The sequence below is a fragment of the Rhodococcus cercidiphylli genome (genome assembly GCF_033042225.1).
GTDB lineage: Bacteria > Actinomycetota > Actinomycetes > Mycobacteriales > Mycobacteriaceae > Rhodococcoides.
The window spans coordinates 309191-328742 of sequence record NZ_JAWLKE010000005.1 but is presented as its reverse complement, the minus strand read 5'-3'; the positions used below and the strand labels follow the sequence as shown (position 1 = coordinate 328742).

At 65.9% G+C, this 19552-nt stretch carries 19 protein-coding genes; 12 read left to right on the top strand and 7 right to left on the bottom strand.

All coding sequences use genetic code 11. The annotated features are described in order from the left end of the window. From cysT to R3P95_RS14745, 3 genes are read left to right on the top strand one after another with little or no spacing between them, the layout of a single operon-like run. Positions 1 to 894 carry a sulfate ABC transporter permease subunit CysT gene (gene cysT, locus R3P95_RS14755; protein WP_262498381.1) on the top strand — a complete coding sequence of 298 codons (894 nt, stop codon included), beginning with the start codon at positions 1 to 3 and terminating at the stop codon, positions 892 to 894. Then, entirely contained in the window at positions 891 to 1691 is an 801-nt protein-coding gene (gene cysW, locus R3P95_RS14750; protein ID WP_149406210.1) for a sulfate ABC transporter permease subunit CysW, read from the top strand. Before cysT ends, cysW begins: the two co-directional genes overlap by 4 nt. Beyond that, the gene (locus tag R3P95_RS14745; protein ID WP_149406209.1) at positions 1691 to 2746 is read left to right on the top strand and encodes a sulfate/molybdate ABC transporter ATP-binding protein; all 1056 of its coding nucleotides are present in this window, start codon (positions 1691 to 1693) and stop codon (positions 2744 to 2746) included. The genes cysW and R3P95_RS14745 overlap by 1 nt, the downstream gene beginning before the upstream one ends. Here R3P95_RS14745 and R3P95_RS14740 read toward each other — a convergent pair. From R3P95_RS14740 to R3P95_RS14720, 5 genes are read right to left on the bottom strand one after another with little or no spacing between them, the layout of a single operon-like run. Further along, entirely contained in the window at positions 2706 to 3542 is an 837-nt protein-coding gene (locus tag R3P95_RS14740; protein WP_317548648.1) for a sirohydrochlorin chelatase, read from the bottom strand. The two genes, R3P95_RS14745 and R3P95_RS14740, sit on opposite strands and share 41 nt — an antisense overlap. Beyond that, positions 3539 to 4843, bottom strand: a complete 1305-nt coding sequence (locus tag R3P95_RS14735) for a sulfate adenylyltransferase subunit 1 (protein ID WP_317548647.1) — start codon at positions 4841 to 4843, stop codon at positions 3539 to 3541. Before R3P95_RS14735 ends, R3P95_RS14740 begins: the two co-directional genes overlap by 4 nt. After that, on the bottom strand, positions 4843 to 5787 hold the full coding sequence (gene cysD, locus R3P95_RS14730; RefSeq protein WP_037193075.1) for a sulfate adenylyltransferase subunit CysD: 945 nt from the start codon (positions 5785 to 5787) through the stop codon (positions 4843 to 4845). The genes R3P95_RS14735 and cysD overlap by 1 nt, the downstream gene beginning before the upstream one ends. Then, the gene (locus tag R3P95_RS14725) at positions 5784 to 6494 is read right to left on the bottom strand and encodes a phosphoadenylyl-sulfate reductase (protein ID WP_149406206.1); all 711 of its coding nucleotides are present in this window, start codon (positions 6492 to 6494) and stop codon (positions 5784 to 5786) included. The genes cysD and R3P95_RS14725 overlap by 4 nt, the downstream gene beginning before the upstream one ends. After that, complete coding sequence (locus tag R3P95_RS14720; protein ID WP_317548646.1) at positions 6491 to 8209, bottom strand: nitrite/sulfite reductase; 1719 nt, start codon at positions 8207 to 8209, stop codon at positions 6491 to 6493. Before R3P95_RS14720 ends, R3P95_RS14725 begins: the two co-directional genes overlap by 4 nt. A gap of 335 nt (positions 8210 to 8544) precedes the next feature. On the opposite strand from R3P95_RS14720, the gene hemW reads away from it, so the two are divergent. Continuing rightward, positions 8545 to 9756 carry a radical SAM family heme chaperone HemW gene (hemW, locus tag R3P95_RS14715; RefSeq protein ID WP_317548645.1) on the top strand — a complete coding sequence of 404 codons (1212 nt, stop codon included), beginning with the start codon at positions 8545 to 8547 and terminating at the stop codon, positions 9754 to 9756. A 10-nt stretch (positions 9757 to 9766) separates the two neighbouring features. Here the strand turns inward: hemW and R3P95_RS14710 are convergent, their stop codons facing one another. Continuing rightward, positions 9767 to 10072, bottom strand: coding sequence for a type II toxin-antitoxin system VapB family antitoxin (locus tag R3P95_RS14710; protein ID WP_008715485.1), 306 nt, complete (start codon positions 10070 to 10072; stop codon positions 9767 to 9769). 133 nt (positions 10073 to 10205) lie between these two features. On the opposite strand from R3P95_RS14710, the gene hrcA reads away from it, so the two are divergent. The 8 genes from hrcA (at position 10206) to era (ending at position 18063) form a co-directional block, all read left to right on the top strand. Further along, entirely contained in the window at positions 10206 to 11249 is a 1044-nt protein-coding gene (gene hrcA / locus R3P95_RS14705) for a heat-inducible transcriptional repressor HrcA (protein WP_027497502.1), read from the top strand. A gap of 98 nt (positions 11250 to 11347) precedes the next feature. Beyond that, a complete protein-coding gene (gene dnaJ, locus R3P95_RS14700; RefSeq protein WP_317548644.1) occupies positions 11348 to 12508 on the top strand; it encodes a molecular chaperone DnaJ in 1161 nt (386 codons plus the stop codon). A 3-nt stretch (positions 12509 to 12511) separates the two neighbouring features. Then, positions 12512 to 13285, top strand: coding sequence for a 16S rRNA (uracil(1498)-N(3))-methyltransferase (locus R3P95_RS14695; RefSeq protein ID WP_317548643.1), 774 nt, complete (start codon positions 12512 to 12514; stop codon positions 13283 to 13285). After that, positions 13282 to 14037: an alpha/beta hydrolase family protein gene (locus R3P95_RS14690; RefSeq protein ID WP_317548642.1), complete on the top strand. Its 756-nt coding sequence runs from the start codon at positions 13282 to 13284 to the stop codon at positions 14035 to 14037. Before R3P95_RS14695 ends, R3P95_RS14690 begins: the two co-directional genes overlap by 4 nt. Before the next feature lie 93 nt (positions 14038 to 14130). Then, positions 14131 to 15174 (top strand): PhoH family protein, encoded by a 1044-nt coding sequence (locus R3P95_RS14685; RefSeq protein WP_032394544.1) that lies wholly within the window; start codon positions 14131 to 14133, stop codon positions 15172 to 15174. Between the two features lie 53 nt (positions 15175 to 15227). Further along, positions 15228 to 15770 (top strand): rRNA maturation RNase YbeY, encoded by a 543-nt coding sequence (ybeY, locus tag R3P95_RS14680; RefSeq protein ID WP_068052336.1) that lies wholly within the window; start codon positions 15228 to 15230, stop codon positions 15768 to 15770. 40 nt (positions 15771 to 15810) lie between these two features. Next, the gene (locus tag R3P95_RS14675) at positions 15811 to 17133 is read left to right on the top strand and encodes a hemolysin family protein (protein WP_068052334.1); all 1323 of its coding nucleotides are present in this window, start codon (positions 15811 to 15813) and stop codon (positions 17131 to 17133) included. Between the two features lie 15 nt (positions 17134 to 17148). Next, positions 17149 to 18063: a GTPase Era gene (era, locus tag R3P95_RS14670; RefSeq protein WP_068052356.1), complete on the top strand. Its 915-nt coding sequence runs from the start codon at positions 17149 to 17151 to the stop codon at positions 18061 to 18063. 43 nt (positions 18064 to 18106) lie between these two features. Here the strand turns inward: era and R3P95_RS14665 are convergent, their stop codons facing one another. Continuing rightward, the gene (locus R3P95_RS14665) at positions 18107 to 19528 is read right to left on the bottom strand and encodes an amidase (protein ID WP_317548641.1); all 1422 of its coding nucleotides are present in this window, start codon (positions 19526 to 19528) and stop codon (positions 18107 to 18109) included. Positions 19529 to 19552 lie beyond the last annotated feature (24 nt).

Here is a 19552-nt window from a genome sequence, read left to right as displayed (position 1 = left end):
ATGCCATCTTCGACCACCGAAGCCGCAACTGCGGATTCGCCAGTCCCGCCCGGTACGAGACCTCGGTTTCGTGCCGGGCGGGAAGGCCGAAAGTTCAGGGGCCCTGGGTCGGTGGGGCCACTCGGTCTCGGGGTCGCCGTGTTGTGGCTGAGCGTCATCGTGTTGCTTCCTCTGGCGGCGTTGACGGTTCAGTCGTTCGACGACGGTCTCACCGGCTTCTGGAACGCGGTCACCGAGCAACGCGCACTGGCCACGTTCAAGGTGACGTTGCAGGTGTCGGTGGCCGCGGCCGTGGTCAACCTCTTTCTCGGCACCCTCATCGCGTGGGTCCTGGTGCGGGACGAGTTCCCGGGCAAGCGATTCGTCAACGCCCTGATCGATCTGCCGTTCGCACTGCCGACCATCGTGGCGAGCCTGGTTCTGCTGTCGCTGTACGGTCCGGCGAGTCCGGTCGGCTTGGTGTTCAACGCAACCAAGCCCGCGGTGATCGTCGCGCTGCTGTTCGTCACGTTGCCGTTCGTGGTGCGAGCGGTTCAGCCGGTGCTGATCGAGCTCGACAAGGACGTCGAGGAGGCCGCGGCCTCGCTCGGCGCGAACAACTGGACCATCTTCCGTCGCATCGTCCTGCCGGTCCTGCTGCCGGCGATCCTCAGCGGTGGGGGGCTCGCCTTCGCGCGCGCCATCGGTGAATTCGGGTCGGTTGTGCTCATCGGCGGCAACATCCCCAACGACACACAGGTGGCGTCGCAGTACATCCGTGAGCTCATCGAGTACGACCGCCCAACCGATGCGGCGGCGATCTCCGTGGTGCTGCTGGCGATCGCGTTCGCAGTGCTGTTCGTCCTTCGCGTGGTGGGCAATCGCCTGGCCCGACGTGAGGAGCAGATCTCGTGAAAATCGGTCTGCCGATCAAGCTGACGCTGCGCACCGTGGCTCTGCTGTATCTCGCCGTTCTGGTGCTCTTTCCACTCGCCACCATCCTGTTTCGCACGTTCGAGGACGGCGTCGTCACGTTCTGGGAGCAGATCACCACCCCGGCTGCACAGTCGGCACTGCAGCTGTCGTTGTTGATCGTCGCCATCGTGGTTCCGATCAACATCGTGTTCGGTGTGGTCACCGCACTGGCGCTCGTACGCGGACGGTTCCGTGGCAAAGGTGTCCTGGAAGCCATCGTCGATCTGCCGTTCGCGGTGTCGCCGATCATCACCGGCGTTGCACTGATCCTGCTGTGGGGTGCCAATGGATGGTTCGGCGGAGTCGAAAGCCTCGGTTTCAAGGTCATTTTCGCGCTTCCCGGCATGGTCATCGCGACGATCTTCGTCACGCTGCCGTTCGTCGTGCGCGAGGTCGAACCCGTGCTGTACGAGATCGGTGAGGAGCAGGAAGAGGCCGCCTCGACGCTCGGTGCGTCGTCGTGGCAGACGTTCTGGCGCATCACTCTCCCGGCGATCCGGTGGGGGTTGACGTACGGCGTCGTACTCACCGTCGCACGGTCGCTCGGTGAATTCGGTGCGGTGATCATGGTCTCGACCAATCTGCCCGGTATCTCCCAAACGCTCACGCTGCTGGTCAATTCACGGTACGAGGACTTCAATCAGCAGGGCGCGTACGCCGCGTCCACACTGCTCATGGCGATAGCCGTCGTCGTGCTGCTGTTGATGACGGCCCTCGACAAGAAGAGGACGAAGTAATGACCGAGACATCCCCCGAGATCGAGATCTCCGTCGTCGGTGCCAACAAGCACTACGGCGACTTCGCAGCGCTCGACGACGTCAGCATCGACATCCCCAAGGGATCGTTGACGGCGCTGCTCGGGCCCAGTGGCTCGGGCAAGTCCACTCTGCTGCGCTCCATCGCCGGGCTCGAACAGCTCGACTCCGGTCGGGTGGTGCTCGCCGGCCAGGATGTGACGTGGGTGAGCCCGCAGCGCCGTGAGATCGGGTTCGTTTTTCAGCATTACGCGGCGTTCAAACACCTCACAGTGCGTGACAACGTCGCCTTCGGCCTGCAGATTCGTAAACGGCCCAAGGCCGAGATCGCCAAGAAGGTCGACGAGTTGCTCGAGATCGTCGGGCTCGCCGGGTTCCAGAGTCGCTACCCGGCCCAGCTGTCCGGTGGACAGCGCCAACGCATGGCGTTGGCCCGCGCACTCGCCGTCGACCCGCAGGTGCTGCTCCTTGACGAGCCCTTCGGCGCGCTCGACGCCAAGGTGCGGGCCGATCTCCGTACCTGGCTGCGTCGACTGCATGACGAGGTTCACGTCACCACCGTGCTGGTGACCCACGATCAGGAGGAGGCGCTCGACGTCGCCGATCGGATCGCGGTGCTCAACAAGGGCCGCATCGAACAGGTGGGCAGCCCGGAAGATCTCTACGATCGCCCGGCCAACAATTTCGTGATGTCGTTCCTGGGGCAGGTCGCCAAACTGAACGGACTTCTGGTGCGGCCGCACGACATACGCGTCGGACGCGATCCGTCGTTGGCGCAGGCTCAGGCCAGCGGGACGGCCGAATCGGCCGGTGTGACGCGGGCCGTCGTCGAGCGGGTGGTACACCTCGGCTTCGAGGTGAAGGTCGAACTGAAGAATGCGGCCACCGGTGAACTGTTCGCGGCGCAGATCACCCGCGGCGACAGTGAGGCTCTCGGTCTGCGCGAGGGCGAGACGGTGTACGTGCGAGCGACTCGGGTGCCGAAGATCGCAGACGCTAGCGATGCCGACGCGATTGCTGGTGCACCGGTTCGTTGAACCGGTGCGGTAGAGCGTTCGGCTCCGGTGCTGCACCAGCTCGTGCCGCAGGAGTGGAGCCTGCGGAACGACCCATCGAGACTGCGGAGTCGTAGCGCCGCGACACCAGATCTGCCAGCGCCGGATGTGCTCCGATCACCTCGGCATGCACCACGTTCGGCAGGCCTGCGACCGACGCTTCGATCCTGTCGGTGAGCAGTCCCGGGGCCAGAAACCAGGGTGCCACGACGATGCGGTCGGCTCCCAGCGTGCGCAGTTGTGCGATCGCATCGGTGGGGGACGGGGAGACCGAGGTCGCAAAGCAGGTCACAGCTCCGGCCCAGTCTGTTCCGGCGAGCAGTTTCTGCGCGATCACCCGGGTGCGCTGATTCGCCGGTGCCACCGAGGAGCCGACAGCGGCAAGGGCGATGCCGACCGTCGAATCGGTTACTGCGACACCGGTGTCGGTGATCCGGTCGCGGACTGCATCGATGAGGAGTCGGTCGTCTCCCAGAACGTCGGCCTGCGTTATCGAGACGTGCGGGTGTCGCGTTCTCGCGGCCTGCAGTAATTCGGGCAGATCGACTTTCGCATGAAAAGCCTTGCCCAGCAACATCGGAACGGCGACGATGCGTCCGTGCCCGGCATCGGCCAGGTCGTCGACCACCTGATCGACGCCGGGCTCGGAAAGATCGAGAAACGCCACGCGCACGTCCAGATCCGGTCGCCGTCGACGCAGGGCGTCGACGGCGCGGTGGATCGTGGCGCTCGAGCGCGGGTCACGGCTGCCGTGGGCAACCGCGATCAGTGCGCTCACGCGGGAACTGCCGACCCCAGCTCGACGGCAGCCAGAGCGTTGCCCACGAGCCCGGCAGCCAACGTGTTGCCGCCGGCCGGATCGATCAGCAGGAAGCTGCCCGTGTGCCGGTTGACGGCGTAGTCGTCTGCCACGATGGGCTCCGCGACGCGCACCGAAATTCGGCCGATCTCGTTGAGCTCCAACGACTCCGGGCCTTCCTGTGCGGTGAGCTCCTGCTCGTCGAACCGCTCGATCAGTGTCCCGACGATGGCCTGGGTGGTGCGAGTGCCGTGCTTGAGCAGCAGGCGAGCGCCCGGGCGAAGCGGCTTCTCGGCGAGCCAGCACACCGTGGCCTCGAAGTCGCCGATCGGCTCCGGTGCGTCCTGCGGGGAGGCGATGGTGTCGCCGCGCGAGACGTCGACATCGTCGGCGAGGACGAGGGTGACACTGCGTCCGGCATGAGCGGTACGCAATTCGCCGTCCGCGGTATCGATGCGCTCGACTGTCGTTCGGGTGCCGGAGGGCAGGATGACGACCTCGTCGCCGACGTCGACGGAGCCCGCTGCGACCTGGCCGGCATATCCGCGGTAGTCCGGGAAGTCCGCTGTGCGCGGCCGGATCACGTACTGCACGGGGAATCGCAGACCGACCCGGTGCGGTTCGGCGTCGACCGGAACCGACTCGAGGTGTTCGATGAGGGTGGGTCCGTCGTAGTACGGGGTCTTGTCCGACTTCACCGCGACGTTGTCGCCGTGCAGTGCGGACACCGGGATCTCGATGACGTCCTCGCTGGACCAGCCGAGGGAGGAGGTCAGCGAGTTGAACTCGGCCGAGATCTCGGCGAACACCGTTGCGGGGTCCTCGACCAGATCGATCTTGTTGACCGCGAGCACCAGGCGCGGAACGCCGAGCAGAGCGAGAACCGCTGCGTGCCTGCGGGTCTGCGTGATGACACCCTTGCGGGCGTCGACCAGCAGGATGACGAGCTGAGCCGTCGACGCACCGGAGACGGTGTTGCGGGTGTACTGCACGTGGCCGGGGGTATCGGCCAGTACGAACGAGCGGTGCGGCGTCGCGAAGTAGCGGTAGGCGACGTCGATGGTGATGCCCTGTTCACGTTCGGCGCGCAGACCGTCGACCAACAGCGACAGGTCCGGCGTGGCCAGGCCCTTGTCCACCGAAGCCCGAGTGACCGCGTCGATCTGGTCTGCCAGAACGGATTTGGTGTCGTACAAGAGCCGTCCGACGAGGGTGGACTTGCCGTCGTCGACGCTCCCCGCGGTGGCGAGGCGAAGAAGCTGAGTTCCTGTGCTGCTCATCAGAAGTATCCTTCTCGTTTGCGATCTTCCATGGCAGCCTCGGAGACGCGGTCGTCGCCGCGGGTGGCTCCGCGTTCGGTCAGCCTGGACGCGGCTACCTCGGCGAGGATTGCCTGGTTGTCGGCGGCCTCGGACAGCACTGCGCCGGTGGTGGATCCGTCGCCGACGGTGCGGTAGCGCACCGACAGGGTCTGCAGCTCCTCGTTCTCGGCCGGTCCGCCCCAGACGCCGGGCGTCATCCACATGCCGTCACGCTGGTAGACGGGTCGCTGATGGGCGTAGTAGATGCTCGCCAGTTCCACGTCGTCACGGGCGATGTAGCGCCAGATGTCGAGTTCGGTGAAGTTGCTGAGAGGGAACACGCGCACCTGCTCGCCGGGGGAATGCTTGCCGTTGTACAGGTTCCACAGTTCGGGTCGCTGTTTCTTTGGCTCCCATTGGCCGAATGCGTTGCGCAGCGAGAAGATTCGCTCTTTCGCACGAGCTCGTTCCTCGTCGCGTCGGGCACCGCCGAAGACGGCGTCGAACCGATTCTCGGAGATCGCGTCCAGGAGGGGCACGGTCTGCAGCGGGTTGCGGATGCCGTCGGGGCGCTCGGTGAGGCGTCCGTCGGCGAGGTACTCCTCGACGCTGGCCACGTGCAGGCGCAGGTTGTACTTGGCGACCACGTGATCGCGGAAGTCCAGCACCTCCTGCAGGTTGTGTCCGGTGTCGACGTGCAGCAGTGCGAACGGCAGGGGAGCGGGCCAGAACGCCTTGATTGCCAGGTGCAGCAGAACTGTCGAGTCCTTGCCGCCGGAGAACAGGATGACGGGGCGCTCGAACTCGCCCGCCACCTCACGGAAGATGTGGATGGCCTCGGATTCGAGTGCGTCGAGGGTGTCGAACCGATCTGCGTCGAGATGGGTCCGACCGACGGTGGCCGAGGTGAGATCGAGTGTCATGAGGCGTGCAACCCACATTCGGTCTTGGCCTTGCCGGCCCAACGACCGCTACGCGGGTCGGCTCCGGGGGCAGGTTTGACGGTGCACGGTGCGCACCCGATGGACGGATAGCCTTCGTCGACGAGGGGATTGACCAGAATCGAATGTTCGTCGATGTAGGCCTGCATCTGCTCGTCGGACCACGGCGCGATCGGGTTGATCTTGACCAGACCGAAGGCGTCGTCGAACGAGATGAGCGGGGCGTTGGCGCGGGTGGGGGCCTCGACTCGGCGGATACCGGTGACCCACGCGCTGTAGTTCGCCAGTTCCTTCTTCAGCGGGGCGACCTTGCGCATCGCACAGCAGCGATTGGGCTCGCGGGCGAACAGGTCCTTGCCGTCGATCGCATCCTGTTCTGCGACAGTCTTCTCGGCTCGGGCGTTGACGACCCGGACGCCGTAGACGGACTCGACGGCGTCGCGCGTCCCGATGGTCTCGGCGAAGTGGTAGCCGGTGTCGAGGAACAACACGTCCACACCGGGATGAACCTGTGCAGCGAGGTGAACCAGCACCCCGTCCTGCATGTTGGAGGCAACGATGAAGTCGTCACCGAAGTTGTCCTCGGTCCACTGCAGCAGCTCCAGCGGACTCGCTCCGTCGAGTTCGCGGGCACCGCGCTCGGCGATTGCCTTCAATTCCTCAACCGTCAAATTCAGCCTGGTACTCATCGCAAATCCGCCTCGTCTGCTCGCACGGCCCACTGAGCGAACCGTTCGCCGTCCTCGCGGTGCTTGTCGAAATTGCGCACCACTCTGTCGATGTAATCTCCCAGCTCGGAGCTGTTGACCTTGTGCTGGCGCAACTTTCGGCCGAACGCACTGTCCAGGCCGAGGCTGCCTCCGAGATGAACCTGGAAACCCTCGATCTGATTCCCGTCCCCGTCGTCGACCAACAGGCCCTTGAAGCCGATGTCGGCGATCTGCGACCGCGCGCACGAGTTGGGGCAGCCGTTGATGTTGATCGTGATCGGCACGTCGAGCTTGCTGTTGATATCGGACAGGCGCTCTTCGAGCTCCGGCACGAGAACCTGTGAGCGCTTGCGGGTTTCGGCGAACGAGAGCTTGCAGAACTCGATGCCGCTGCACGCCATCAGGTTCTTGCGCCAGTGCGAGGGCCGTGCAGGTAGGCCCAACGCATCGAGGTCCGAGATCAGCTGTTCGAGCGATTCGTCGGGAACGTCGAGGACGATCAGCTTCTGGTACGGCGTGAATCGCACGCGATCCGACCCGGCCTTCTCGGCGGCGTCGGCGACGGCGGCGAGGATGGTGCCGGAGACGCGGCCCGCGATGGGTGCCACCCCGACGGCGTTGAGGCCGTTCTTGAGCTTCTGGATCCCGACGTGATCGCGGGGTCGAGCGGGCTTCTCGGGAGCCGGGCCGTCGATGAGCTTGCGGTGCAGGTATTCGTCCTCGAGGACCTGGCGGAACTTCTCGATGCCCCAGTCCTTGATGAGGAACTTCAGGCGTGCCTTGGTGCGAAGCCTGCGGTAGCCGTAGTCACGGAAGATCGAGACGACGCCTTCCCATACGTCGGGAACGTCCTCGAGCGGAACCCAGACCCCGACTCGCTGCGCGAGCATGGGGTTGGTGGACAGGCCGCCGCCGACCCACAGGTCGAGTCCGGGCCCGTGCTCGGGATGCACGACGCCGACGAACGCGCAGTCGTTGATCTCGTGCACCACGTCCTGCAGGCCCGAGATCGCCGTCTTGAACTTGCGCGGCAGGTTGGAGTACTCGGGCTTGCCGATGTAGCGCTCGACGATCTTGTCGATGGCGGAGGTGGGGTCGAGGATCTCGTCGACGGCCTCGCCCGCGAGCGGGGAACCGAGCACCACTCGGGGGCAGTCGCCGCACGCCTCGGTGGTCTTCAGGCCGACCGCTTCGATTCGACGCCAGATCTCGGGGACGTTCTCCACCTCGACCCAGTGGAACTGCACGTTCTCCCGATCGGAGAGGTCTGCGGTGTCGCGACCGAACTCCTGGGAGATGCCGGCGAGGACACGCAGCTGCTCGAGGTTCAGCGCGCCGGCATCACAGCGGATGCGCATCATGAAGTACTTGGCCTCGAGCAGATCGATGTTGTCGTCACCGGTGAAGGTGCCGTCGTAGCCCTGCTCACGCTGGGTGTAGAGGCCCCACCAGCGGAAGCGGCCGCGAAGATCGCCCTTGTCGATGCTGTCGAAACCCTGCTTGGAGTAGATGTTCTCGATGCGGGCTCGCACGTTGAGCGGGTTGTCGTCCTTCTTGGACTGTTCGTTGGCGTTCAGTGGCTCCCGGTACCCCAGGGCCCACTGGCCCTCGGCGCGACGCTTGGTCGGCCGCGGCGTGCGCTCCCGTGGTGGAACGGAAGCAGCGTCGGTGGTCGCGTCGCTGGTCGACGACATGCATTGCTCCTGCATCTTTGTGCTGGCCGGTACCCGGGACGAGAGCGCAGGCAATTGCGCTTTCGACGACAGTGGGAATCCGGTGGATCGAATGGACGTGCTCGAAGGAGGCTGGTCAGCAGCCGGTCGTGGGTCGACACGACGCGCTGCAGACACGGCCGAGATCGACATGGCGGCGCGCCACGAGTCGAATTCCTGAGTCGGTCACGGATGCCATTGTGCCACGTCATCCCGGGGACGAACGACCGCGGCGGCTATTTACCCAAAATTTGGGGTAAATAGGCTGGCAGGGCGGGTGGGATCGGGTGTGCCCGAACTCTGGGACACTGGAGGGCGTGAATACCGTCGTTCCCGTCCCGTCCACCTTCGAGTTGCCGACCGAGGCGTTCGACGGAGTGGGGGACCGCGCGTTCGGGATCTACGTGCACGTTCCGTTCTGCGCCACGCGGTGCGGGTACTGCGACTTCAACACCTACACGGCGGGTGAGCTGGGCACATCGGCGTCGCCGCAGTCCTGGTTGGAGGGTCTGCGACGTGAGTTGGACACCGCCGCGGGGCTGATGCAGGCTCGCACGGGTCGCGTTCCGACGGCAGACACCGTCTTCATCGGAGGTGGCACGCCCTCGCTGCTCGGAGGCGACGGTCTTGCCGACGTCCTGGGTGCGGTTCGGTCCAGTTTCGGATTGACCGACGGCGGCGAGGTGACCACGGAATCCAACCCGGAATCGACGTCCCCGGAATTCTTCGACCGGCTCCGCGACTCGGGCTTCACCCGCATCTCGCTCGGAATGCAGTCCGCTGCACCACATGTGCTTGCCGTCCTCGATCGCACCCACACGCCCGGTCGAGCGGTTGCCGCGGCAAAGGAAGCGCGCGCGGCCGGTTTCGAGCACGTCAATCTCGACCTCATCTACGGCACTCCCGGCGAGCGAGACAGCGATCTGGACCAGTCCCTCGCGGCAGTGCTCGAGGCCGGCGTCGACCACGTCTCGGCCTACGCGCTGATCGTCGAGGACGGTACCGCCATGGCCCGCAAGGTTCGCCGCGGTGAGTTGCCTGCACCCGACGACGACGTGCTGGCGAGCCGATACGAACGCATCGACACGGCGATGAACGCCGCAGGGCTGTCCTGGTACGAGGTGTCGAACTGGGCCACCGACGCCGACGCGCAGTGCCGCCACAACATCGGCTACTGGGACGGCGGCGACTGGTGGGGCGCTGGGCCCGGCGCACACAGCCACATCGGCGGCACCCGGTTCTGGAACGTCAAACACCCGGCCGCGTACGCCGATCGCCTTGCCGCAGGACACCTACCGGTGCACGGCAGCGAATTGCTCAGCGCCGAGGATCGACACCTGGAAGAGCTGATGTTGACCGTCCGTCTCCGCTCGGGAGTGCCGATGAGGTTGCTCGGGCCGGCCGAGCGCGCCGCTGCCGAACAGACCGTCGCAGACGGGTTGATGGTGCGCCGCGGAGAACGACTCGTGCTCACCGACCGGGGCCGATTGCTGGCCGACGCGGTGGTGCGCACCATCGCTGCCGCCTGAACAGTCTGTTTCAGGCTCCGAGGGCGTCGTAGTCGAACACCCTGGCGTGCAACACCGTTCGATTGCGCAGTGCCGCACGCACTGCGCGGTGCAAGCCGTCTTCGAGGTAGATGACGCCGCGGAACTGCACCGCGTGGGGGAACAGATCGCCGTAGAAGGTGGAGTCCTCGGACAGCAATCTGTCCAGCTCGAGCACCTTGGTGGTGGTGACGATCTCGTCCAGACGCAGCTGGCGTGGCGGGATTCTCGACCAGTCTCTGATGGACAGACCGTGCTCGGGGTACGGCTTTCCGTCACGAACACCCTTGAAGATCATCGCGAGCCTCGAGCCGCTGGACCGAATCGAAAGAACGTTTCCACTCGGACCACAGTAAGGCCTTGCACGAGCATGCGTTCGCCGGCTACTAGACTCGAGCGACGATTGGAAACGAGAACGGAGGTGGGCACCGATGTCGAGCACCGACGACAGGCGGTTCGAGGTTCTACGAGCGATCGTGGCGGACTACGTGTCCACCCAAGAACCCGTCGGTTCACGTGCCCTGGTCGAACGCCACAACCTGGGGGTGTCCAGTGCAACGGTGCGCAACGACATGGCCGTGCTCGAGGCCGAGGGGTACATCGCGCAGCCGCACACCAGTTCCGGTCGGGTGCCGACCGACAAGGGCTATCGGCAGTTCGTCGACCGAATAGCGGACGTCAAGCCGCTGTCCGCGGCCGAACGCCGCGCCATCCTCGAGTTCCTCGAGAACGGCGTCGACCTGGACGACGTGCTGCGACGCGGCGTCCGATTGCTGGCTCAGTTGACCCGGCAGGTTGCCGTGGTGCAGTACCCCACGCTGTCGGCGTCCTCGGTTCGCCACCTGGAAGTGGTGGCGCTCACCCCGGCCCGGCTGCTGTTGGTGCTCATCACCGACTCCGGGCGAGTCGATCAGCGCATCGTCGAACTCGGTGACGTCATCGACGACGAGAATCTTGCGCAGCTGCGGCGTCTTCTCGGCGGTGCACTCGAGGGCAAGCGTCTGGCGGCGGCATCGGCTGCGGTGGCCGAACTCGCCGAGAACGCTCCACCTGCGCTACGCGACGCGATGATTCGATCGGCCACGGTACTGGTGGAATCGCTGGTCGAGCATCCCGAGGAACGCCTGGTTCTCGGCGGGACGGCGAACCTGACGCGCAATGCCGCCGATTTCGCCGGCGACGCGGGGTTTCCCGGATCGCTCAGGGCGGTACTCGAGGCGCTGGAAGAGCAAGTGGTCGTCCTCAAGCTGCTCGCAGTGACGCAGGACACCCGCACCGTCACGGTGCGGATCGGCGAGGAGACGCAGGTCGAGGAAATGCGAGGGACATCGGTGATTTCCACCGGGTACGGGTCGGCTGGCATGGTCCTCGGAGGAATGGGTGTTCTCGGGCCGACCCGAATGGACTACCCAGGAACAATTGCGTCGGTCGCCGCGGTTGCCAGGTACATCGGCGAGGTCCTGGCCGAGCGCTGAGACGAGCGAAAACCGATCGAACGCCGGCGGCGGGGGCACGGCCGGCCGGCACACAGCTTCACCGAACGAGATTCATCTTCTAGGACGAAAGAGACGACGTGGCACGGGATTATTACGGGACTTTGGGCGTCGGCCAGCAGGCGACGGACCAGGAGATCAAGCGCGCCTACCGCAAGCTGGCGCGAGAGCTGCACCCGGACGTCAACCCGGACGAGGCCGCGCAGGCTCGGTTCAAGGACATCTCCACCGCATACGAGGTGCTTTCCGATCCGGAGAAGCGTCGCATCGTCGACCTCGGCGGCGACCCGCTGCAGCAGGGCGGCGGAGGCGGCGGCGGTGGTGGATTCGGTGGAGCCGGATTCGGCGGCGGCCTGGGAGATGTGTTCGAGGCGTTCTTCGGCGGCGGCGCGGGCGGATCCCAGCGCGGGCCCAAGGGGCGCGTCCAGCCGGGAGCGGATTCGCTGTTGCGTACCAAGCTCACCCTGGACGAGTGCGCGACGGGCGTGACCAAGCACATCACCGTCGACACGGCGATTCTCTGCGACCTGTGCACGGGCTCGGGCACCAACGGTGACTCCAAGCCGGTTCGCTGCGATACCTGCGGCGGTGCCGGTGAAGTGCAGTCGGTGCAGCGCTCGTTCCTCGGCCAGGTCATGACCAGCCGTCCGTGTCCCACCTGCCGCGGCGCAGGCGAGACCATTCCCGACCCCTGCCGCAAGTGTGGCGGCGACGGTCGCGTCCGGTCGCGTCGCGACATCTCGGTCAAGGTGCCCGTCGGCGTGAGCAACGGCATGCGCATTCGACTGGCCTCTCAGGGCGAGGTCGGTCCCGGCGGCGGACCCGCGGGAGACCTGTACGTGGAGATCGTCGAACAGCAGCACGAGGTGTTCGTGCGCGACGGTGACGACCTGCACTGCACCGTCCGTGTTCCGATGGTCGACGCCGCTCTCGGCACCTCGGTCAACATCGACGCGATCATCGACGGGCCCACCGACATCTCGATCGAGCAAGGCACACAACCGAATTCGACGACGGTGCTGCGCGGTCACGGTATGCCCAAGCTGCGGTCCGGTATTCGCGGCGATCTGCACGCGCACCTCGAGGTCATCGTGCCGACCAAGCTCGACAGCAAGCAGACCCATTTGCTCGAACAGCTCAGGTCGATGCGCGACCGCGACTCGGCGGAGGTCGTCACCACCGGTTCGGCGCACAGCGGCGGCCTGTTCTCGCGGTTGCGGGAAGCGTTCAGCGGTCGCTGATCGATGGCCCCCACGGTCTTCTACCTCTCGCCTCTACCGAACGTCGGCGAGCTCGCGGTGCTCGACGGCAAGGAAGGGCACCATGCCGCGACGGTGAGGCGCATCCGGGTGGGCGAGCGGGTGTTGCTCGGTGACGGAGCGGGCGGCCTGGCCGACACGGTCGTCGCCGCAGCGGAGAAGAACCGGCTCGAACTGACCGTGCAATCGCGCAGTGAGATGCCGCGCCCCACTCCGGTGGTGACGCTGGTGCAGGCATTGCCGAAGGCGGACCGATCGGAGCTCGCCGTCGAGCTGGCCACGGAAGCGGGCGTCGATGCTGTGGTGCCCTGGCAGTCCGCGCGATGCGTCGCACGGTGGGAGGGCCCGAAGGCAGCCAAGGGCGTCGCGAAGTGGCGCAGCACCGCGGCGGAAGCCGCCAAGCAGTCGCGTCGGGCATACATCCCCGAGGTGTCCGAGCTGCACGATTCGCGGGAGGTCGACACTTTCGTACGCGGCGTCGTGGAGCGCGGCGGAATCGTCGCCGTGCTGCACGAGGCGGCTACTTCGGCGTTCCGGGACCTGCCGTTCGACTCGGTTCCCGAGGTCGTGATCGTGGTCGGACCCGAGGGCGGTCTCGACGACAGGGAGGTCGCCGCTCTCACCGAGGCGGGTGCGACGCCGGTGGTGCTGGGCCCGACGGTGCTGCGGACCTCGACGGCAGGAGCTGTGGCTCTGGGCGCGCTGGGCGTCCTGACCTCGCGGTGGACCCAACTCCCGCCCGACTTCCAGAACGCATGAGCGCGCGGATCAAGATCGCGTACGGCGATCATCCGGAGCAGTTCGGCCACCTCTACCTGCCGGCCGAGCCGATGGATCACCGGACGCCGGTGGTCGTGGTGGTACACGGCGGGTTCTGGAGCGGACAGTACGGATCGAACCTGGGCACCCAGTTCGCTCGCGCAGTCGCCGGAGCCGGAGCGGTGGCGTGGAACATCGAGTACCGACGCGTCGGCGCAGGTGGGCACTGGCCGGAGATGCAGTCCGATGTGACTGCGGCACTCGACGTGGTTGCCGGGGAACTGCAGCAGCACGCCCCGGTCGGGATCGACGACGTCCGCGTCATCGGCCACTCCGCCGGCGGTCACCTGGCCGTGTGGCTCGGCGGCGAGACCGGCACGAAGGTCCGCCCGTCGCGCATCGTCTCGCAGGCCGGAGTTCTCGATCTCGAGCCGCGCGGTGCGTCGGGACGGACGAACCCGGCGGTCGAGGTGCTGTTGCAGGCCCGATACGAGGACGACCCCGAGCTGTACCGGTCGGCCTCGCCCGCGGCCCGCACGCCCATCGGCATCCCGACGACCGCCCTGCACGGATCCGAGGACATCCAGGTGCCCGCGGCGCAGAGCGAGAGGTACGTAGCGTTGGCGCGCGCTGCCGGAGACGACGCGCGACTGACGATCGTGCCGGGGGAAGATCACTTCGCTTTCCTGAATCCCGATTCCCGGTGTTGGGCGCTCTCGCTCGACGCCGTGCTCGGTGCCACCAGCGAGTAATGGGAATGCGCATCGTTGCTGCGGCGTTAAACTCGATCCATACCAATTGCACGTCCGAGAAGCCGACACCAGAGAGCAGGCCATAGCCACCACGTGAGTGAACACAGCGAATTTCCCGCCGAGCGCGACGTTCGGTCCACCCTGGAACTCGCCCCCGAAGCAGTGATGCCACTGCTGGGACAGTCCGACGAGAACCTGCGGGCGCTCGAGCAGATGCTGACGGCAGATATCCACGTACGAGGAAACGCCGTGACGCTCACCGGAAAAGTGGCCGATGTGGCGCTGGCCGAACGGGTGATCTCCGAGTTGGCCGCGCTGGCCAAGCGCGCTCAGCCACTGACTCCCGATGCAGTGCGCCGATCGATCGCCATGCTCACCGAAGGCGTCTCGGATTCACCGGCCGAGGTGCTGAGCCTGGACATCCTCTCGCGCCGCGGCAAGACGATCCGGCCCAAGACGCTGAACCAGAAGCGCTATGTCGACGCGATCGACGCCAACACCATCGTGTTCGGCATCGGCCCGGCCGGCACCGGCAAGACGTACCTGGCGATGGCGAAGGCCGTGCAGGCATTGCAGACCAAGCAGGTCAGCCGCATCATCCTGACGCGTCCGGCAGTGGAGGCGGGGGAACGGCTCGGCTTCCTTCCAGGAACGCTGCACGAGAAGATCGACCCCTACCTGCGGCCGCTGCACGATGCGTTGCACGACATGATGGACGACGAGGCGATCCCGAAGCTGATGCAGGCCGGCGTCATCGAGGTCGCCCCGCTCGCCTACATGCGCGGACGCACTCTCAACGATGCATTCATCATTCTCGACGAGGCGCAGAACACCACCGCCGAGCAGATGAAGATGTTCCTGACCCGACTCGGATTCGGGTCGAAGATCGTCGTCACCGGCGACGTGACCCAGGTCGACCTTCCCGGAGGTGCGCGATCGGGGTTGCGGGCAGCCTCGGAGATCCTCACCGACGTGGACGACATCCACTTCGCGCAGCTCACCAGCAGCGACGTGGTGCGCCACCGCCTGGTCTCGGAGATCGTCGACGCCTACGAGCGGTTCGAGTCGACATCGGAAGGCGTCATTCCCAACAGGGCGCAACGCCGCACCGGTGGACCGCGTTCGGCGAGAAGATGATTCAGACATACGGACCGACAGATGCAGGCAACGAGAGCGTGGGTAGTGGCTAGATGAGTATCGAAGTGTCCAACGAGTCGGGGATGGACATCTCCGAACCCGAGCTGGTCTCGGTCGCGCGGTTCGCGATCGCCGGCATGGACGTGCATCCCGCTGCGGAACTGTCGATGGTGCTGGTGGATTCGGCAACGATGGCAGATCTGCACATGCGGTGGATGGATCTGCCCGGCCCGACCGACGTGATGTCGTTTCCGATGGACGAGCTAGAGCCGGGCGGTCGTCCCGATGCGCCCGAGCCCGGGCCGGCGATGCTCGGCGACATCGTGTTGTGCCCGTCGTTCGCCGCGGATCAGGCTGCCGCAGCGGGGCATTCGCTCGAACACGAGCTCGCTCTGCTGACCGTGCACGGTGTGCTGCACCTGCTGGGTTACGACCACGCCGAGCCGGACGAAGAGAAGGAAATGTTCGAGCTGCAGAACCGGCTGCTGGCCGAATGGTACGAGGACGCCAGGCGTGCGGAGGAGGCCGCCGAACAGGCCGCCCGCGACGCCAGGCTACTCGGCAAGGCCGGTTTCGTGGACGGACTCGACCGATGATCTGCGTCGTCGAACAGGTGCAAGTGTGGGGTCCTAGCGCGTGAGCAGTGCTGTTGCGCTCATCGTGTTCGCTGTCCTTCTCGTGCCTCTCGGCGGCCTGTTCGCTGCCGTCGATTCCGCGCTGAACACGGTCTCACGTGCGCGAATCGACGACATGGTCAAGGACGAGCGCCCCGGTGCCACCGGCCTCGTCGTCGTGGTCGGTGACCGCCCGCGATACGTCAATCTGATGGTGCTGCTGCGCATTCTGTGCGAGATCGGCGGCACCGTGTTGCTCGCGGGTGGCCTGACGCAGTTGATCGACTCGACCACCGCATTGGTGATCAGCGCGGTGGCCATGGTGTTGGTCAGTTACGTCGTGATCGGTGTCGGTCCGCGAACCCTCGGTCGGCAGAACGCGTACTCGATCGCGTTGGCGGCCGCATTGCCCCTGCGTGCACTCGGGTGGCTCCTCGGACCGATCAGCAGACTGCTCATCCTCATCGGCAACGCGATCACCCCCGGTAAGGGATTTCGCAACGGCCCCTTCGCCTCCGAGATCGAACTCCGGGAACTGGTGGACATGGCCCGCGAGCGCGGCGTCGTGGCCGACGACGAACGGCGAATGATCCAATCGGTGTTCGAGCTGGGTGACACCTCCGCCCGCGAGGTCATGGTCCCGCGCCCCGAGATGGTGTGGATCGAGTCCGACAAATCAGCAGGACAGGCCACCTCGTTGGCTGTGCGCAGCGGCCACTCCCGCATTCCGGTGATCGGCGAGAACGTGGACGACATCGTCGGCGTTGTGTACCTCAAAGACCTTGTGCAGCAGACGTATTACTCCACCGACGGCGGCCGCGGAGTGCAGGTGTCCGACCTGATGCGTCCGGCCGTCTTCGTTCCCGACTCCAAGGCACTCGACAGTCTGCTCGCCGAGATGCAGCGCGATCGCAACCACATGGCCCTGCTCGTCGACGAGTACGGGGGCATCGCCGGGCTGGTGACCATCGAGGACGTGATCGAGGAGATCGTCGGCGAGATCGCCGACGAATACGATTCCGACGAAGTCGCGCCCATCGAGGAACTCGACGACGGACGCTATCGGCTGTCCTCGCGGGTGCCGCTCGAAGACCTCGGCGAGATCTTCGGCATCGACATCGAATCCGAGGAAGTCGACACCGTCGGCGGACTCCTCGGTTACGAACTCGGCCGAGTACCGTTGCCCGGTTCGCAGGTGATCACCCACGGCCTGCTGCTGCGTGGAGAAGGTGGCGCAGATCCCAAGGGGCGCGTCCGCATCGCCACGGTCCTGGTCGAAAAGCTCGAACCCGAAGAAGATTCCACCGAGGACGACGACTCGTCCGAGGCCACTCGTCAACACTGAAATCTGGAGGTGCTCTTGTCCGAGCAGAACAACGGTGAGTTCCGATCCGGATTCGTCTGTTTCGTAGGCCGACCCAACACCGGCAAGTCCACGTTGACCAATGCGTTGGTGGGATCGAAGATCGCCATCACGTCCTCGCGTCCCCAGACGACGCGGCACACCATTCGCGGCATCGTGCACCGAGAGCACGCCCAGCTGATCCTGGTCGACACCCCCGGCCTGCACCGACCGAGAACGCTACTGGGGCAACGCCTCAACGACCTGGTGCAGGACACCTACTCCGAGGTCGACGTCATCGGACTCTGCATCCCCGCGGACGAGAAGATCGGGCCCGGCGACCGGTGGATACTCGAACAGGTGCGGCACATCGCGCCCAAGACGACGCTAATCGGAATCATCACCAAGATCGACAAGGTCAAGAAGGAACGCGTCGTACAGCAGCTGATGTCGCTGTCGAAGCTGCTCGGCGAGAATTCGCATGTCATCCCGGTGTCCGCCGAATCGGGCGAGCAGATCGAGAAGCTCGTCGACCTGTTGGCGTCGGAACTGCCACCGGGCCCGGCGTTCTACCCCGACGGTGAGCTCACCGACGAGCCCGAGGAAGTCCTCATGGCCGAACTCATCCGTGAGGCCGCGCTCGAAGGTGTCCGCGACGAGCTGCCGCACTCCCTTGCCGTCGTCATCGACGAGGTCTTGCCCCGTGAAGGCCACGACAACATGCTCGACGTGCACGCGATCCTCTACGTCGAGCGGTCGAGTCAGAAGGCCATCATCATCGGCAAGGGTGGCTCGCGACTCAAAGAGGTCGGCACCGCGTCGCGACTGCAGATCGAGAAGCTACTCGGTACCAGGATCTACCTGGACCTGCACGTCAAAATCGCCAAGGACTGGCAGACCGACCCGAAGCAAATGGGCAAGCTCGGGTTCTGACCCGGAGCGGCTTCGCCGCATGTGCACGGCAATTCGTAGCAGGCTACGAGGTTTCGCTCACCTGGGTCCACCAGGGATCGGGGCGCTTGCGGTGCCACTGCAGCACGTTCTCGAGTTGAGCAGCAACCGAAACGAGCAGTGGCTCGGAGGATTCGTGGCCCATCAACTGCAGGCCGATGGGTAGGCCGGCGGCGGTGAATCCTGCGGGCACGTTGACGCTCGGCCACCCCAGCACGTTCCACGGCCAGGTGTAGGGGCAGTGCTCGGTGATGACCCGATCGGTGTCGGCGTTGGAGATGCCGTCGATGGCCTCGATCCGGGGCGGCGGGGTGGCGGTCGTCGGGGCGAGCACGATGTCGTACTCGTCGAAGAACCGGCCGACACGACGCCCGATGCGAGGTTCAGCGGCGCGTGCTGCGCGCAGCGGCGCTCCGGCCAGAGCCCGGCCGGTCTTGGCGTTGGCTCGGGTGCGTGGGTCGGCGAGAGACGGATCGGGGAGACGGTCGAGCCAGGTGGCCACACCCGCCAGCGAGCGGGGTAAAAAGTTGAGCCCCAACAACATTCCGTATGCCGGATCGTCGACGACCACTCGGTGCCCGAGTAGCCGCAGTACCGCGGCCATCTGATAAGCGGCACCAGCGATCTCCGGGTCCAGCGGGGCAGGCGTCGGAATGAACGGCTTACGCAGGCTCAGCGCGATCCGCAGCGAACCGGGGTTGCGTCCGACGGCGTCGGAGACCGTCAGCGGCGTCGGACGATGCAGATCTCCGTCGTGACTGCCCGAGACCACGTCGAGGAGCAGTGCCGCGTCGGCCACGGTTCGCGCGAGCGGGCCGATGACGGTGATGCCGTTGAACGCCTCGGGCTCCGGCCACGACGATATGCGTCCGCGTTGCGGCTTGATCCCCACGAGATTGGTCCACGAGGCCGGAATCCGCACCGAGCCGGCACCGTCGGAACCCAGAGCGGCAGAGACCAATTCGGCAGCCACCGCGGCAGAACTGCCACCCGAGGAGCCGCCGGGGGTGCGCTCGCGGTCCCATGGGTTGCGGGTATGTCCGAAGGTGCCGCCGGTGAACGGCCACTGGCCGAGTTCCGGGCTGTTGGTCTTTCCGACGATGACGGCTCCGGCTGCACGCAGTCTGCGTACCACCTCCGAATCCCCGGTAGCAGGTGGAAAGTCGCCCGCGCATCCGAAGGCGGTCGGTTCCCCGGTGACGTCCACGTCGTCCTTGACGGCAACGGGAACGCCGAGCAGGGGAGCGGTGGTGCCGGCGGCCCGCAGACGATCCGCTTCGGCCGCCTCGGCGAGGGCTGCATCGCGGCGCACGATGCGGAACGCGTTGAGCGTGGGTTGGCTCTTCTCGATGCGATCGAGTGATTCGGAAACCGCCTGTACCGACGTGATGCGACCCGACGCGAGAGCGGCAGCCTGAGCAACGAGAGTCGACCGATGGAAATCCACGCCTGCACAGTATCGACTCCTCGT

What these genes read in the sequence shown, in the direction of transcription:
- cysT (WP_262498381.1), top strand. Translation starts at nt 1, where the DNA reads ATGCCATCTTCGACCACCGAAGCCGCAACTGCGGATTCGCCAGTCCCG.
- R3P95_RS14745 (WP_149406209.1), top strand. Translation starts at nt 1,691, where the DNA reads ATGACCGAGACATCCCCCGAGATCGAGATCTCCGTCGTCGGTGCCAAC.
- R3P95_RS14735 (WP_317548647.1), bottom strand. Translation starts at nt 4,843, where the DNA reads ATGAGCAGCACAGGAACTCAGCTTCTTCGCCTCGCCACCGCGGGGAGC.
- cysD (WP_037193075.1), bottom strand. Translation starts at nt 5,787, where the DNA reads ATGACACTCGATCTCACCTCGGCCACCGTCGGTCGGACCCATCTCGAC.
- R3P95_RS14725 (WP_149406206.1), bottom strand. Translation starts at nt 6,494, where the DNA reads ATGAGTACCAGGCTGAATTTGACGGTTGAGGAATTGAAGGCAATCGCC.
- R3P95_RS14720 (WP_317548646.1), bottom strand. Translation starts at nt 8,209, where the DNA reads ATGTCGTCGACCAGCGACGCGACCACCGACGCTGCTTCCGTTCCACCA.
- R3P95_RS14710 (WP_008715485.1), bottom strand. Translation starts at nt 10,072, where the DNA reads ATGATCTTCAAGGGTGTTCGTGACGGAAAGCCGTACCCCGAGCACGGT.
- hrcA (WP_027497502.1), top strand. Translation starts at nt 10,206, where the DNA reads ATGTCGAGCACCGACGACAGGCGGTTCGAGGTTCTACGAGCGATCGTG.
- R3P95_RS14695 (WP_317548643.1), top strand. Translation starts at nt 12,512, where the DNA reads ATGGCCCCCACGGTCTTCTACCTCTCGCCTCTACCGAACGTCGGCGAG.
- R3P95_RS14690 (WP_317548642.1), top strand. Translation starts at nt 13,282, where the DNA reads ATGAGCGCGCGGATCAAGATCGCGTACGGCGATCATCCGGAGCAGTTC.
- ybeY (WP_068052336.1), top strand. Translation starts at nt 15,228, where the DNA reads ATGAGTATCGAAGTGTCCAACGAGTCGGGGATGGACATCTCCGAACCC.